The following is a 13,587-nucleotide window of genomic DNA, read 5'->3' on the forward strand; positions in this document are numbered from 1 at the left end:
GGCCCGACCAGGGGCCCCGCTCGCACCCCACTCGCCGACGGAGGACACCGTGCTCTTCGACCGCCGGGACTTCACCCCCCGCATGCCCGCCCCCGACGAGATCCTCCGCGGCCGCCCGGAACGCCCTTTCGCGATCCCCGCCGAGCACACCGTCCTCGGCCACCCGCTGGACGGCCCGTACCCCGCCGGCCTCGAGGTGGCGGACTTCGGCCTGGGCTGCTTCTGGGGCGCCGAGCGCAAGTTCTGGCAGACCCCGGGCGTCTGGACCACCGCGGTCGGCTACCAGGGCGGCACCACGCCGAACCCGACGTACGAAGAGGTCTGCAGCGGCCGCACCGGCCACACCGAGGCCGTCCGCGTCGTCTTCGACCCCGCGAAGGTCTCCTACGAGGCCCTCCTCAAGGTCTTCTGGGAGGCCCACGACCCCACCCAGGGCTTCCGCCAGGGCAACGACGAGGGCACCCAGTACCGCTCCGCCGTCTACACCCACTCCCCCGCCCAGGAAGCCGCGGCCAAGACCTCCCGCGACGCCTACCAGCAGGTCCTGACCAAGGCCCTGCTCGGCGACATCACCACGGAGATCCTCCCGGCCGACACCTTCTACTTCGCCGAGACGTACCACCAGCAGTACCTCGACAAGAACCCCAACGGCTACTGCGGCCTCGGCGGAACGGGCGTCTCCTGCCCGATCGGCGTAGCCAAGGCAGATGGCTGACCGCGATCACACGACGGCAGCGTGGGTGTGGTCGGCCAATGTGCGGCCGTTCCTGGAGATGGTGTCGGAGCTGATCGAGTACCGCGATGTGCGCTTGGCGCGGGCCGTCGGCGGGGACGAGGTCTCCGTCGCGGCCGCCGGGCCGGCCGACGAGCGGCTGCACAGCTCTCTTGCGTTGCTGTTCAGCGTCTTCAGCCGGTACGAGGTGGCCCCGTCCGCCTAGTGGAAGGCGCGGGTGGACTCGGGGGCGGTGCGGGCGGCTGTTGCTTGGGTGCCGGCGCCGTGGACGCCCCAGATTCCGCCGGCGGCGCGGGCCGTCGTGGTGTGGCGCCGCTCGGTGGCCAGGCCCTCCACGGTGGCGGTGCGGCTCGTCCGGCTGCGGACCACCAGGGTGAGGACGGTGACGGCGACGGCCAGGGCGGCGGCGAAGAGGGCGATGGTGAGCATGATCGGCTCCTGACGTCGGGCGTTCGTAAGTGATACCCGCACCGCCCCGGTCGATAACCGGACCGTTGGCTCAGTGCCCCAGCGCGGCCAGGCCGGTCTGCAGGTCTTCGAGGTTCATCACGGGGCGGAAGCTCACCGCGCCGCCCGCCAGGAACAGCGGCTCGCCGAGCGGCGGCATCTGCGAGGACTCCTGCATGTCGAACACGAGGTAGCAGGTCCGCTGGCCGCCGGTCGTGGTGAAGTAGGCAGCTTCCGGATTCAGCCGTTCGACCAACTCTTGGATCCGCTTCGGCATCGATCCGTCCAGGATGGCCTTGTTGGCGGCCTCGTTGTCGAGGCGGCCGATCAGCAGCATGCGCATGGCGTTCACCCGGTTTCGGCGCCGGCCGAGCACTGCGCTGGATGGGGAGCGCGACGGGGGTGCCCGGTCGCACGCAATTCCAGCGTCCCTCCCCCGGCCGGGCCGGGCAACAGCGGCGGCGAGGGGCGGTCGGGCGGTGACGGGCAGATACTGGTGGGAGATGTGAGGCGGGCGCTTGGTGCGCCCGGCACGCTTCGGGGTTGGAGGCTGCCATGACTGCCGCCGACAGGCGCTATGTGCTCGGACCGGACGACGGGATCGGCGGCGCGCGGAAATTCTTCGGGGCGCCGCTGCGCATGCTGGCCACCGGTGCGGAGACGGGCGACGAGTCCACGCTGTTCGAGCAGCGGCTGCCGCACGGGTTCGCCACGCCGCTGCACGTGCACCACATCGAGGACGAGGCGTTCTACGTGCTCGACGGCGAGCTCGACGTGGTGTGCGGGGATGCCCGCTGGGAGATGGGCCGGGGCGGGTTCGCGTTCCTGCCGCACAGCGTGCCGCATTCGTACCGGGTGCGTTCGGCGTCGGCGGTGCTGCTGCAGTTCACGCAGCCGTCGGGCTTCGAGGAGTTCGCGGACGAGATGGCCGACGTGGAGCTGACCGAGGGCAACCTGCCCCGGATCGCCGCGGCCGCGCACCGGGCCGGGTACGAGGTGCTCGGGCCGGCCCCGTTCGACAGCTGAGGCAGGCGCGCGGCGGACGGGGGTGATCGGGCCCGTCCGCCGCAGGCCCGCCGCGGCTACTCCAGCGTGCGGCCCGGCTGGTTGTCCTCCGGGGCCTCGATGTAGATGTCGTCGACGGACAGGTTGACCTCGACGACCTCCAGGCCGGTCATGCGCTCGACGGCCTCGATGACGTTCTCCCGGACCGCGGTGGCGACGTCGGCGATGGCCACGCCGTACTCCACGATGAGGGTCAGGTCGACCGCGCACTGCCGCTCGCCGACCTCGACGCTGACGCCCTGCGCGACGTTGGGCTTGCCGCCCGGCACGCGCTGCCGCATCGAGGCGAACGCGCGCGACACGCCCTTGCCCAGCGCGTGCACGCCCTGGATTTCGCGGGCCGCGACGCCGGAGATCTTGGCCACGACCGAGTCCGCGATCGCGGTACGCCCCTTGTCGGACTCGAGCGCCGACACCTGGATCGTGTGGCCGGGGGCTCCGGACGACGCGCCCGTGTCGCCCGCCTTGATCTGGCGCTCTGCCATGGGTACCTCTTTCGTCGGTTTTTCGTCGGTTCTTCCCCGGTACCGCGCGTCCGCGTCGAGCGAGTGCTACGAGTGAGCGGTGGTGCGGGTGCGTGCGAATCGGAGACATTCCCCGTATCGACCTCTGACATTCCCCCGTAAATCACATCAATTAGTCGCCGGGCGCAGGAGCCGATCCGCCCCCCGCCACTGGAACGTGTTTCAATTCGCCGACCGCGGCCCTTGAACCGGCAGCGTGTTGCCCATCTGATGGGGGCAGACGAGCAGGCGGTCCCCGGCCGCCCTTGGCAAGGAGGAAGAGCAGTGGAGAGGTTCCAGGACAAGCGCATCATCGTCACCGGCGGCGGCTCGGGCATCGGGCAGGCCACCGTGCTGCGGCTGCTGCGCGAGGCCGGCTCCGTGCACGCGGTCGACGTGAACGCCGAGGGGCTCGAGAAGACCCGCGCGATGGCGAAGGAGGCGGGTGTCGACGCGAAGCTGTCCACCGGCGTCCTGGACGTCGCGAACGAGGCCGCGGTCGCGGAGAGCGTCGGCGAGACGGTCGAGCGGCTCGGCGGGCTGGACGTGCTGGTCAACGCCGCGGGCATCCTGCGCGCCGGGCACACCCACAGCTTCTCGCTGGACGTGTGGAACCAGGTCATCAACATCAACCTGACCGGCACGTTCCTGATGACGCGCGCCGCGCTGCCCGCGCTGCTCGAGACCGGCGAGGGCGCGGTCATCGTCAACTTCAGCTCGACCTCGGCGGCGTTCGCGCACCCGTACATGGCCGCGTACGCCGCGTCCAAGGGCGGCATCGACGCGTTCACCCACGCGATCGCCCTGGAGTACAGCCGCCAGGGCCTGCGCGCGCTGTGCGTGGCGCCGGGCAGCATCTCCAGCGGCATCGTCGACGACACCCCCAACCAGGTGCCCGCGGACGCCGAGTGGGAGCTGTTCGGCAAGCTCATGCCGCTCATCGGCGAGGGCATGGCGCACCCGGACGTGATCGCCGGCATGATCGCCGCGCTGGCCTCCGAGGACGGCAAGTTCGTCACCGGCACCACGCTGCGCATCGACGGCGGCACGCACGCCTGATCCCGGGCCGCGGATACAGCAACGGCGGGGGGGGGGGGGGGGGGGGGGGGGGGGGGCGCGGGGCCCCCCCCCCCCCCCCGGGGGGGGCCCGGGGGGGGCAGGGGGGGCCCCGCCCGCCCCCCGCCGTACGCTTCGGTGCGGTGCAGCCGATTGCTCGGAGCAGCGTCAGCCGTGGTTGATGCAGGTGTTGCCGAACGCCGGGTTCAGCACGCCGATCACGTTCACGGTGTTGCCGCAGACGTTGACCGGAACGTGGACCGGAACCTGGATCGCGTTGCCGGAGAGGACGCCGGGCGAGCCCGTCGCGGCACCGTCGGCGTTGGCACCGGCGTAGGCGGCGCCCATGCCCGCGGCCAGGAGACCGCCGGCGGCGGCGGAAACGAAGACCGCCTTCTTGACCGTGTTCATTGTTCCTCCATGTCACAGTGCCGCGCGAGCCCGCGCGGCACTCGGGACAACGAAGGAACTTCCGGGCGGGCAACGCCCTGAGGCGGGATTCACCCGTTGGGAGCCGACACCGTGACCATGGCGCCGGCCGGTCGTCCGGGACGGTTCCGTACGGTCAGGCCTCGTCCTCGTCCAGCTCCTCTTCGTCCTCGGGCACGTACTCGGCGCCCTCGGACTGCCAGCCGGCCTCGCTGAGTTCGGTGCCGGGCACGTCGGCGACCAGCGCGAAGGGGTCGATCAGGTACGAGACCGACTCGGCGAGGTCGGCGTCGATCGCCGCGACCGCCTCGGCACGCTCCTCGGCGTTCAGGTCGTCGTCGCCCTTGACGGCTTCCAGCGCGGCGGCGCGCAGCGCGCCCTCGTCGGTGACCTCGAGCACGATGTCGAGGCTGAGCCGGATGAACTGGGGGGTGTCGGAAACAGGTGCGGTGTCCATGGCAGGAGCCTAACGGCGTCGGTGCCGCGACCTTCCGGGTGACGCGCCGTCCCGCTTCCGCACGCCGCGCAGGTGCCGCGCGGGGTACGGCGCGGGGCTGCCGCACGGGGTGCGACCGGGTGCGCCGCACCGGTCAGGCGCACCGCCCCGGCACCGCACTCGGCACCACCGGCACGCTCACCCGGACCACGCCCTCTTCGAAGGTCCGCTGCCCGGCCAGCCCGGCCCGCTCGAAGACGCCCAGCATCTTGCGGTTGCCGGGCAGCACGTGGGCCCGCAGTTCGGCCAGCCCGCGGGCCTGGGCCAGCGACCCGAGCCGGCGCAGCATCGCGGTGCCGAGGCCGCGGCCCTGCCAGGCGTCCTCGACCAGGAGGGCGAGTTCGCCGCTGCCCGGCTCGCTGGTGTGCAGCAGCGAGCCGACCGCCGCGATGCCGCCGTCCGGCCGGACCGCGACCAGCGTGACGCCCGCGCGCGGCACCAGCAGCCGCTCCAGCGCGGCGCGCGGCAGGCGCGGGATCGAGGTGAAGTAGCGCAGCCGGCGGCTCTCCGCCGAGCAGCGGTCGTGCATCAGCTGGACCTGCTCGCCGTCCTCGGCCCGCCCCGGGCGCACCAGCACCTCGGTGCCGTCCGAGAGCAGCAGCCAGGTGCCGGTCGAGGCGGGCGGCGGCAGCGGCGCCTCGGACGGGATCCGGGCCAGCGCCGCAGCCCGGGCCGCCTCGGTCATGGTGAACGGCATGCCGGGCCGGGACACGCGCACCGCGCGGCCGTCCGGGACCGGGACGTACAGGACGTCCGGATCGTCGGTGTAGACGCCGCCGAGCGGGGCGTCCGGGTCGAGCCAGTCCGCGCCGCCCGGCCCCGCGCCCAGGAGTTCGGCGAGGGCCTGGGGCAGCGCCTCGGGGTGGGCGCGCAGGTGCGCGGCCAGCACGAGGGCCTTGGTGGGGCCGTCGACCAGCTCGTGCGCATCGGCCGGGCGGGCCACGACGCTGCGCCCGCCCGCCGCGATCAGGCCGTCCTCCAGGTCCGCGCCCGCCACCGAGGCGGGCGCGTGCACGAAGAACTCGTCGACCGGACCGCCTTCGCAGGCCTGGACGTTCAGGCCCAGGACGTTCGCGTCGTGGGCGGCCAGGACCGCGGTGAGGCGGGCCAGCCGGCCCGGATCGTCGTCGACCTGCGCGCGGACTCGCCAGAGCGCCATGGTTGATCACCTCCGTGCTGGATCGGGCACGTGATCAACCCTCGCCCGGGAGTGTTACGAGCGGGCTACGCGGACATGACCAGGCGATTCGGACCGGGCCACGGATGTAAGAACCGCGTCTCGGCACGCACTTCCCGGCTCCGCACGCCGCCCGCCGGGCCTGCCGCCCGTCCCCGCTCCACCCGCGGTGTCGCGGGAGAAGCGGGCACGGAAGGAGTCCGGGCGGTGCCGGCGCATCCGCCGGGGGCGGCGCGCCTCCCCCGGCGGCGTCCCGCTCAGCTGCCGGCCAGGTGCCCCAGCAGGTCCTGGCGCGTCACCACGCCCTGCGGCTTGCCGTGCACGAGGACCAGCGCCGCGTCCGCGGATTCGAGGACCGCGGCCAGCCGGGCCACCGACTCGCCGGAGCCGACCACCGGCATGGGCGCCGACATGTGCTTCTCCAGCGGGTCGTCGGATCCCGCGCGGCCGGCCACCAGGGCGTCCAGCAGGTCGCGTTCGGCGATCTTGCCGACCACCTCGGCGGCCATGACGTCCGGGTGCCCGGCGCCCGGCTTGACCACCGGCATCTGGCTGACGCCGAACTCGCGCAGGATGCCGATCGCCTCGCCGACCGTCTCGTCCGGGTGCACGTGGACCAGCGCGGGCAGGTCGCCCTGCTTGCGGGAGAGGACGTCGGCGACCTTGGCCTCGCCGGGCGCGGCCTCGGTGAAGCCGTGGTCGGCCATCCACTCGTCGTTGAAGATCTTGGAGAGGTAGCCCCGGCCGGAGTCCGGCAGCAGCACCACGACCACGTCGTCCGGGCCGAGGCTCTCGGCCGCGCGCAGCGCCGCGGCCACCGCCATCCCGCACGAGCCGCCGACCAGCAGGCCTTCCTCGCGGGCCAGCCGGCGGGTCATGAGGAACGAGTCCCGGTCCGAGACCGCGATGATCTGGTCCGCCACGGTCCGGTCGTACGCGGTCGGCCAGAAGTCCTCGCCGACGCCCTCGACCAGGTACGGGCGGCCGCTGCCGCCGGAGTACACCGAGCCCTCCGGGTCGGCGCCGATGACGCGCACCTTGCCGCCGGAGACCTCCTTGAGGAAGCGCCCGGTGCCGCTGATCGTGCCGCCGGTGCCGACGCCCGCCACGAACGCGGTGATGCGCCCGTCGGTCTGCTCCCAGATCTCCGGGCCGGTGGCCACGTAGTGCGATTCGGGGTTGTGCGGGTTGGAGTACTGGTCCGGCTTCCAGGCCCCGGGCGTCTCGCGGACCAGGCGGTCCGAGACGTTGTAGTAGGAGTCCGGGTGCGCGGGGTCGACGGCGGTCGGGCACACCACGACGTCCGCGCCGTACGCGCGCAGCACGTTGATCTTGTCGGTGCTCACCTTGTCGGGGCACACGAAGATGCAGCGGTAGCCGCGCTTCTGGGCCACCATCGCCAGGCCGACACCGGTGTTGCCCGAGGTCGGCTCGACGATCACGCCGCCCGGCTTCAACTGCCCGGACGCCTCGGCGGCGTCGATCATCCGGACCGCGATGCGGTCCTTCACCGATCCGCCCGGGTTGAAGTACTCGACCTTCGCAAGCACCGTGGCCTGCAGTCCTTGGGTGACGCTGCTCAGCTTGACCAGCGGGGTGTCGCCGATCAGGTCGAGCATCGAGTCGACGTAGCGCACAGGGCTCCTTCGCGTCCATGGCTTGATCCGCCAGGGTGACCGGGGTGACCGGTCAACGGACACCTTAGGACGAATTATCCCGGCCCGGCCGCGCTCCGCGTCGCGCCGGAAGTACGGACGGGAATGGCAGATGGTGACGTTCGGTTAGGGTCGGAGCACGGCTTGCCGGACCCCGCAAGGGCGTCGGCGATCGACCACCGCTCGGGAGGAGTCCGGATGTCCTGTCCACCGACCTGCCCCGGGCCGTCGCGATGATGCGGACCCGGGCCGCCCGCCGGATCGCCGCCGCTGCGGCCTTCGGCGGCGGCGGAGTCGGCGTCCTGACCGGCGCCATGGTGGCGGTGCTGTACGCCGAAGCGAAGATCGCCCGCCGCACGGTCGGCGAACCGGTCGGCGAACCGCCTCCCTCGGACGGCGTGTACGGCGAGTACCCGGAGGCCGAGGGCCCGCCGATCCGGCTCGCGGTCATCGGCGACTCCTCGGCCGCAGGGCTCGGTGTCGACAATCCGCTGCACACCCCCGGTGCCCGCATCGCGTGCGGTCTGGCCGCGGTCGCCGAGCGGCCCGTGCACCTGGTGAACGTGGCCAAGTCCGGGGCCCGGTCGTCCGATCTGGAACGCCAGGTCACGCTCGCGCTGGCGGCCGAGCCGGACGTCGCGATGATCATGGTGGGCGCCAACGACGTGACCCACCAGGTGCGGCCCGCCGATTCGGTGCGCCGCCTGGAGCAGGCCACCCGCCGCCTCCTCGCGGCCGGCTGCGAGGTCGTCGTGGGCACCTGCCCCGATCTGGGCACCATCGAGCCGATCGCGCAGCCGCTGCGCTACCTGGCCCGGCAGTGGAGCCGCTCGCTGGCCGCCGCGCAGACCATCGCGGTCGTCGAGGCGGGCGGCCGCACGGTGTCCATCGGGGCGCTGCTCGGCCCGGAGTTCGCGGCGCGGCCCGGCGACCTCTTCGGCCCGGACCGCTTCCACCCGTCCGCGGAGGGCTACTCCACCGCGGCGATGGCCGTCCTGCCGTCCGTCTGCGCCGCGCTGGACCTGTGGCCGCTGGACGAGGAGCGCCCGGACAGCTTCCGCGGCGAGGGCGTGCTGCCCATCGCGGTCGCGGCCGTCGAGGCGGTCGAGGAAGGCGGCACCGAGGTCGCCGGCACCCGGGTGGCGGGCAACGAGCGCGGTCCGCGGGGCCGCTGGGCCCTGCTGCGGCACCGCAGGCGCCAGCGCATCCCGGAGCCCACCGCACTCGGCGAGCCCGGCGCGGAGGCCGAAGGGGCGCCCGCGGACGGGTCCGCCGAGGGCCCCGGCAGCGAGCCCGCCGAGGCGACCGGGGCGCCGTCGAGTAGCCTGATCTGACTGGCCGTCAGGAACGGCGTGTGGCGGATCGCACGGACGAATCCGATCATGCCTCTCGCCTCTCCGACTACCAGGAAGTAGCTTCAGCTCAGACGAGAGACTCCCCTGTCCTCGTACCGCCGGCCTAGGAGTGGTCCCATGCCCGAAGCAGTCATCGTCGCCACCGCTCGCTCGCCGATCGGCCGCGCCTTCAAGGGCTCGCTGAAGGACGTCCGCCCGGACGACCTGACCGCGATGATGGTCAAGGCCGCCCTGGAGAAGGTGCCCGCGCTCGACCCGCGCGACATCGACGACCTGATGCTCGGCTGCGGCCTGCCGGGCGGCGAGCAGGGCTTCAACATGGGCCGCAACGTGGCCGTCATGCTGGGCTTCGACCACCTGCCCGGCACCACCATCACCCGCTACTGCTCGTCCTCGCTGCAGACCACCCGCATGGCGCTGCACGCGATCAAGGCCGGCGAGGGCGACGTCTTCATCTCGGCCGGTGTCGAGGTCGTCACCTCGACCCGCGGCAAGGGCAGCAGCGACTCGATCCCGGACACCAAGAACCCGCTGTTCGCCGAGGCCGCCGCGCGCACCGCCGCCGCGGTCGAGAAGGGCGAGACCTGGTCCGACCCGCGCGAGGCGGGCCTGCTGCCGGACGTCTACATCGGCATGGGCTACACCGCGGAGAACCTGGCCCAGGCCAAGGGCATCACGCGGCAGCAGCAGGACGAGTTCGCGGTCCGCTCGCAGAACCTGACCGAGAAGGCCATCGCGGACGGCTTCTGGGCCAAGGACATCACCCCCGTCACGCTGGCCGACGGCACCGTCGTCAGCGCCGACGACGGCCCGCGCGCGGGCACCACGCTCGAAGGCATCTCGCAGCTCAAGCCGGTCTTCCGCGAGGACGGCACGGTCACCGCGGGCAACGCCTGCCCGCTCAACGACGGCGCCGCCGCGGTCATCGTCATGTCCGACACCAAGGCGCGCGAGCTGGGCCTGACCCCGCTGGCCCGGGTGGTCTCCACCGCGGTCACCGGCCTCTCCCCGGAGATCATGGGCTACGGCCCGGTCGAGGCGTCCCGCCTGGCGCTGCAGCGGGCCGGCCTGACCACCGCGGACATCGACCTCGTGGAGATCAACGAGGCCTTCGCCGCCCAGGTCATCCCGTCCTACCAGGACCTGGGCTTCGAGCTGGACAAGGTCAACGTCAACGGCGGCGCCATCGCGATCGGCCACCCGTTCGGCATGACCGGCGCCCGCATCACCAGCACCCTGATCAACTCGCTGCAGTGGCACGACAAGCAGTTCGGTCTGGAGACCATGTGCGTCGGCGGCGGCATGGGCATGGCCATGGTCCTGGAGCGCCTCAGCTAAGACCCGGCCGGTAGGCCACACGTACGAAGTCGGTTGCCGCGTCTGCCCTGGCAGGCGCGGCATCCGGCTGTGTACGGCAGTTCGCGGCCGACCGCGAAGCACCGCCGCGAAGCCCGCCGCGCGACCGGTGCGAAATACCGCTTCACCCGTGATCGCCAACTGGCTAGGATCCCCTGGCCGCGCCGAGTCGGCCCGGCCACCACGAGGGGATCCCCGAACTTGCGTATATCCACGACTTCTTCGGCCCGGCTGCGGAAGTCCGTCGCACTCGCCTGCACCGTGACGGCCCTGACCGGCGGCATCGCAGCGCTCGCGCAGCCGGCCGGTGCCGCGCCGTCGGCCGCGCCCAAGCTCGCCCCGCAGTCCCGCGCCGACATTGCGCCCGCCGCGGCGGACCCGGCGCCCGCGGCAGCCGCACTGTCCGCACCGGAGGGCGCGCCCGCACTCCCCCAGGCCGCAGCCGCGGCCCCGCGGATCTCGGTCGCACTGGAGGCCGATGCCTCGGGCATCCACGCAGCGCACATCGGCTGGCAGTCCGACCTGGACGTGACCATCGACAAGTGGCGGGTCTCCGCCGCCGACGCCGCGGGCCAGACCTTCCGCCCGGTCGCCACGGCCCCGTTCACCGGCGCCACCACCGTGGTCCCGCTCACCCTCCAGGGCACGGACGTGAGCCTGACCGTCGAGGCTCTGTCCGAGACCGGCGAAGTCCTCGACCAGGTGTTCCTGCTGGGCGACCTGGCACTGGTCCGCAAGTACGTCTCGGCCGGCGGAGCCGCCCGGTTCGGCGACAAGCTCTGGGACGTCCGCAACTACATCGGCACGACGTGGGGCTTCGCCAAGGGCGAGATCTGGTGGACTACGGGCGGCCGCGAGGCGTACGCGGTCCCGGCGGAGGTGGCCCAAAAGTACAAGGCGCTGACCCTCAACGAACGCGAGGGACTGGGCAGTCCGGTCGGCGACCCGGTCGCAGGTCCCGGTGGCAAGGGCTCCGTGCAGTACTTCAGCGGCGGAGCGATCGTCCTGTCGCCGGACCGTGCAGCCGTGGTCGTGCTCGACACCCGCTACCGGGTGCTCGGCGGGCCTTCAGGAGTGCTCGGCTTCCCGTTGGCCGACCGTACGACCGATCCTGCCGTGCCCACGCACCAGCGGTTCGAGCGCGGCACCATCGTGGTCGGCAACACCCACCAGCCGACGATCCTGTTCGGCGGCATCCACGCCAAGTGGCTGGAGCTCGGCGGGGTCAAGAACCCGGCGCTGGCCAAGCCGCAGAGCGGCGAGAAGAAGACACCCGACGGACAGGGCGTCTACGTCGAGTTCGACAGCGGCTGGCGGATCTACTGGTCCGCGGCGACGAACGCCCATGCCGTCGACCCGGTCTCGTACGCCAAGTGGCAGTCCGCGGGCGGCTCGGGCGGCTACCTGGGCTACCCGGTCACCGACAGCCTCGGCACCGGCAACCCCGGCGAGTACTTCATCCACTTCCAGCGCGGCACGGTGTTCCCCGGCCAGAACTACTCGCCGCAGGGGCCGGCGCGCATTCCGTACATCGTGTTCGGCGGTGTCCGCGGCGTCTGGGCGGCCACCGGGTGGGCCGGCGGCGGACTCGGCGAGCCGATCATGGACGAACGGACCCTGCCCGACGGCGTCGGCCGCTACCAGGAGTTCCGGAACGGAACGGTCTACTGGAATCCGCGGACCGGCGCGCACTGGATGGACCACTACACGCGTCGCAAGTGGGAGGCGACCGGTGGTGGCACGTCCTTCCTCGGCTACCCGATCGCCAGTCAGCGCACGACGGCGGACGGCCGGGCCACGGTCGTCGATTTCCAGGGCGGGTCCATCTACGTCTGGCCCATACACATCGTTGAGCTGCACGGCGGCATCCGCGCCCACTACGCCGCCATGGGCGCGGAGAACAGCAAGCTCGGGCTCCCGACGTCGGACGAGGAGTGGTGGGACGGCGCCCGGGTGAACCACTTCGAGCATGGCTTCATCAAGTGGGACCCCCGCACCGGCAAGACCACAGCGGCCATCTACCCCTTCTGATCGGCAAGCCTCGCCCGTCGGCCATGGGCCATCCGGGTGATTCAGTACCGATCCGGGGAAAAATCCCAAGGAATCAGGGGTCTACGCACGTAGACCGAAAGTCCCTAAGCGGACAATAAGTGCATAACCCACGAAACCCACCTGACCTGCGCGTTCTCAGGTGGGTTTCGTGCTGTTCGGCCCCGGGAAGGTGGAGCCACCCGTTCGGCCTACGCCGAAGGTCCCTGGGCAGCGGGACGTCGCACCCTGCCGCCGCGCCCTCGCCGCGGGTGAAGCTGGATGCACTTCGCCGGAGACCTGCACTACTCCCGGCGGAGCCCACTCCCACAACAGCGAAGGGTCCTGGTTCGCCATGTCGTCGTACGTTGTCCCCGCCCTCATCGCCGCCGCCTGCGCCGCCGGTGTCACCGCAGTGGCACGCCGGGCCGGCCGCCGCGCCGGCGAGCGCCGCGCGGCCGAGCTCTGGGACGAGGAGTTCATGACCGCGCTCTTCCACCCCGAGTCGGCACCCGCCGGTGCGGCGGCGGACGGCGCGTTCACCGAGATCGCCGCGGAGCTCCGCGCCGAGATCCACGAGCAGCGCGTCGCCGACGCAGCCGAGATGGCGGGCGAGACGACCGGCACGACCACGGCTGCGGCCGACGGCGGCACCGAGCTGCCCGCCGCGCGCATACCGGAGCAGGACCCCGCGATGGCCAAGCTGCCGTCCGCTCCCGAGGTCGCGATGCCGCCGCTGCGCTCGACCACCCCGCATCCGTCGCAGGGCCTGGCCCCGATGCTCCCCGCGCACCTCACCGGCGCGCACCTGCTGGGCGTCGCGGCGCGCGGCACCGCGGTCACCGGGCTGCGCTCCGGCACGGCCGGCGGCCTGGACGTCTTCGACTTCGCGGACGGCGGCTCGATGGTCGTCATGCCGGCCGACCCCGAGGTCGCCGCTCTCGTCGCGGTCGCCCTCGAACAGGGCCAGGAGGTCCGGCTGCTCGGCACCTCCGAGGTCGGCGGCGGCCGCTCGCTGACCTTCCTGGTCCACGAGTCGACCGCGTACTTCCTCGCCGACCGGGTCTACGCCCGCCCGGCGGCCTCCGACCGCACCTGACCGGATCCGGAGCGCATCCGGACCGCATCCCAACCGTCAGACGAGCGCGGCCAGCTCGCGCACCGCGCGCAGCGCCTCGTCCAGCACCGCCTCGGCGGCCGCGCCACCCGGCTCGGCCGCCGCCGGCGGATCCGGCGCCGCGGCGGGCGCCGCCGGGCACACCCGGGCGCGGCCCCCCGCCCGCCCCC

Annotated in this window: 15 protein-coding genes; 8 read left to right on the forward strand and 7 right to left on the reverse strand. The window is 72.7% G+C overall.

The window, feature by feature from the left end; translation table 11 throughout:
• Window positions 1–82: 82 nt before the first annotated feature.
• Both msrA and LZ495_RS13375 read left to right on the forward strand, forming a co-directional pair.
• Window positions 83–715, forward strand: a complete 633-nt coding sequence (gene msrA / locus LZ495_RS13370; protein ID WP_235052612.1) for a peptide-methionine (S)-S-oxide reductase MsrA — start codon at window positions 83–85, stop codon at window positions 713–715.
• Window positions 708–938, forward strand: coding sequence for a hypothetical protein (locus tag LZ495_RS13375; protein WP_235052380.1), 231 nt, complete (start codon window positions 708–710; stop codon window positions 936–938). The genes msrA and LZ495_RS13375 overlap by 8 nt, the downstream gene beginning before the upstream one ends.
• Here the strand turns inward: LZ495_RS13375 and LZ495_RS13380 are convergent.
• Both LZ495_RS13380 and LZ495_RS13385 read right to left on the reverse strand, forming a co-directional pair.
• On the reverse strand, window positions 935–1,162 hold the full coding sequence (locus LZ495_RS13380) for a hypothetical protein (protein ID WP_235052381.1): 228 nt from the start codon (window positions 1,160–1,162) through the stop codon (window positions 935–937). The genes LZ495_RS13375 and LZ495_RS13380 overlap by 4 nt on opposite strands.
• Before the next feature lie 70 nt (window positions 1,163–1,232).
• A complete protein-coding gene (locus LZ495_RS13385; RefSeq protein WP_235052382.1) occupies window positions 1,233–1,523 on the reverse strand; it encodes a hypothetical protein in 291 nt (96 codons plus the stop codon).
• Window positions 1,524–1,735: 212 nt separating this feature from the next.
• Here LZ495_RS13385 and LZ495_RS13390 point away from each other — a divergent pair, with 212 nt between their 5' ends.
• Window positions 1,736–2,206 carry a cupin domain-containing protein gene (locus LZ495_RS13390; RefSeq protein WP_235052383.1) on the forward strand — a complete coding sequence of 157 codons (471 nt, stop codon included), beginning with the start codon at window positions 1,736–1,738 and terminating at the stop codon, window positions 2,204–2,206.
• 56 nt (window positions 2,207–2,262) lie between these two features.
• On the opposite strand, the gene LZ495_RS13395 is transcribed toward LZ495_RS13390, so the two are convergent.
• Entirely contained in the window at window positions 2,263–2,730 is a 468-nt protein-coding gene (locus LZ495_RS13395; protein WP_235052384.1) for an Asp23/Gls24 family envelope stress response protein, read from the reverse strand.
• A 303-nt stretch (window positions 2,731–3,033) separates the two neighbouring features.
• Between LZ495_RS13395 and LZ495_RS13400 the strand changes: the two genes are divergently transcribed.
• On the forward strand, window positions 3,034–3,807 hold the full coding sequence (locus LZ495_RS13400; protein ID WP_235052385.1) for an SDR family NAD(P)-dependent oxidoreductase: 774 nt from the start codon (window positions 3,034–3,036) through the stop codon (window positions 3,805–3,807).
• A 165-nt stretch (window positions 3,808–3,972) separates the two neighbouring features.
• Here LZ495_RS13400 and LZ495_RS13405 read toward each other — a convergent pair whose 3' ends face one another.
• From LZ495_RS13405 to LZ495_RS13420, 4 genes are all read right to left on the reverse strand, one after another.
• On the reverse strand, window positions 3,973–4,215 hold the full coding sequence (locus tag LZ495_RS13405; RefSeq protein WP_235052386.1) for a chaplin: 243 nt from the start codon (window positions 4,213–4,215) through the stop codon (window positions 3,973–3,975).
• A gap of 154 nt (window positions 4,216–4,369) precedes the next feature.
• Complete coding sequence (locus LZ495_RS13410) at window positions 4,370–4,690, reverse strand: hypothetical protein (protein ID WP_235052387.1); 321 nt, start codon at window positions 4,688–4,690, stop codon at window positions 4,370–4,372.
• 133 nt (window positions 4,691–4,823) lie between these two features.
• Entirely contained in the window at window positions 4,824–5,888 is a 1,065-nt protein-coding gene (locus LZ495_RS13415) for a GNAT family N-acetyltransferase (RefSeq protein ID WP_235052388.1), read from the reverse strand.
• 275 nt (window positions 5,889–6,163) lie between these two features.
• Window positions 6,164–7,543, reverse strand: a complete 1,380-nt coding sequence (locus tag LZ495_RS13420; RefSeq protein WP_235052389.1) for a cystathionine beta-synthase — start codon at window positions 7,541–7,543, stop codon at window positions 6,164–6,166.
• A gap of 251 nt (window positions 7,544–7,794) precedes the next feature.
• Between LZ495_RS13420 and LZ495_RS13425 the strand changes: the two genes are divergently transcribed.
• From LZ495_RS13425 to LZ495_RS13440, 4 genes are all read left to right on the forward strand, one after another.
• A complete protein-coding gene (locus LZ495_RS13425) occupies window positions 7,795–8,895 on the forward strand; it encodes an SGNH/GDSL hydrolase family protein (protein WP_235052390.1) in 1,101 nt (366 codons plus the stop codon).
• A gap of 138 nt (window positions 8,896–9,033) precedes the next feature.
• Complete coding sequence (locus tag LZ495_RS13430) at window positions 9,034–10,254, forward strand: acetyl-CoA C-acetyltransferase (protein WP_235052391.1); 1,221 nt, start codon at window positions 9,034–9,036, stop codon at window positions 10,252–10,254.
• Between the two features lie 219 nt (window positions 10,255–10,473).
• Window positions 10,474–12,303 carry a hypothetical protein gene (locus LZ495_RS13435; protein ID WP_235052392.1) on the forward strand — a complete coding sequence of 610 codons (1,830 nt, stop codon included), beginning with the start codon at window positions 10,474–10,476 and terminating at the stop codon, window positions 12,301–12,303.
• 352 nt (window positions 12,304–12,655) lie between these two features.
• Window positions 12,656–13,399, forward strand: coding sequence for a hypothetical protein (locus tag LZ495_RS13440; RefSeq protein ID WP_235052393.1), 744 nt, complete (start codon window positions 12,656–12,658; stop codon window positions 13,397–13,399).
• The last annotated feature ends 188 nt before the right edge of the window (window positions 13,400–13,587 follow it).

The sequence above is a fragment of the Yinghuangia soli genome (assembly GCF_021502675.1).
GTDB lineage: Bacteria > Actinomycetota > Actinomycetes > Streptomycetales > Streptomycetaceae > Yinghuangia > Yinghuangia soli.

Coding starts and splice junctions, on each gene's coding strand:
- msrA (WP_235052612.1), top strand. CDS start 83: ATGCCCGCCCCCGACGAGATCCTCCGCGGCCGCCCGGAACGCCCTTTC.
- LZ495_RS13375 (WP_235052380.1), top strand. CDS start 708: ATGGCTGACCGCGATCACACGACGGCAGCGTGGGTGTGGTCGGCCAAT.
- LZ495_RS13380 (WP_235052381.1), bottom strand. CDS start 1,162: ATGCTCACCATCGCCCTCTTCGCCGCCGCCCTGGCCGTCGCCGTCACC.
- LZ495_RS13385 (WP_235052382.1), bottom strand. CDS start 1,523: ATGCGCATGCTGCTGATCGGCCGCCTCGACAACGAGGCCGCCAACAAG.
- LZ495_RS13390 (WP_235052383.1), top strand. CDS start 1,736: ATGACTGCCGCCGACAGGCGCTATGTGCTCGGACCGGACGACGGGATC.
- LZ495_RS13395 (WP_235052384.1), bottom strand. CDS start 2,730: ATGGCAGAGCGCCAGATCAAGGCGGGCGACACGGGCGCGTCGTCCGGA.
- LZ495_RS13405 (WP_235052386.1), bottom strand. CDS start 4,215: ATGAACACGGTCAAGAAGGCGGTCTTCGTTTCCGCCGCCGCCGGCGGT.
- LZ495_RS13410 (WP_235052387.1), bottom strand. CDS start 4,690: ATGGACACCGCACCTGTTTCCGACACCCCCCAGTTCATCCGGCTCAGC.
- LZ495_RS13415 (WP_235052388.1), bottom strand. CDS start 5,888: ATGGCGCTCTGGCGAGTCCGCGCGCAGGTCGACGACGATCCGGGCCGG.
- LZ495_RS13425 (WP_235052390.1), top strand. CDS start 7,795: ATGATGCGGACCCGGGCCGCCCGCCGGATCGCCGCCGCTGCGGCCTTC.
- LZ495_RS13430 (WP_235052391.1), top strand. CDS start 9,034: ATGCCCGAAGCAGTCATCGTCGCCACCGCTCGCTCGCCGATCGGCCGC.
- LZ495_RS13440 (WP_235052393.1), top strand. CDS start 12,656: ATGTCGTCGTACGTTGTCCCCGCCCTCATCGCCGCCGCCTGCGCCGCC.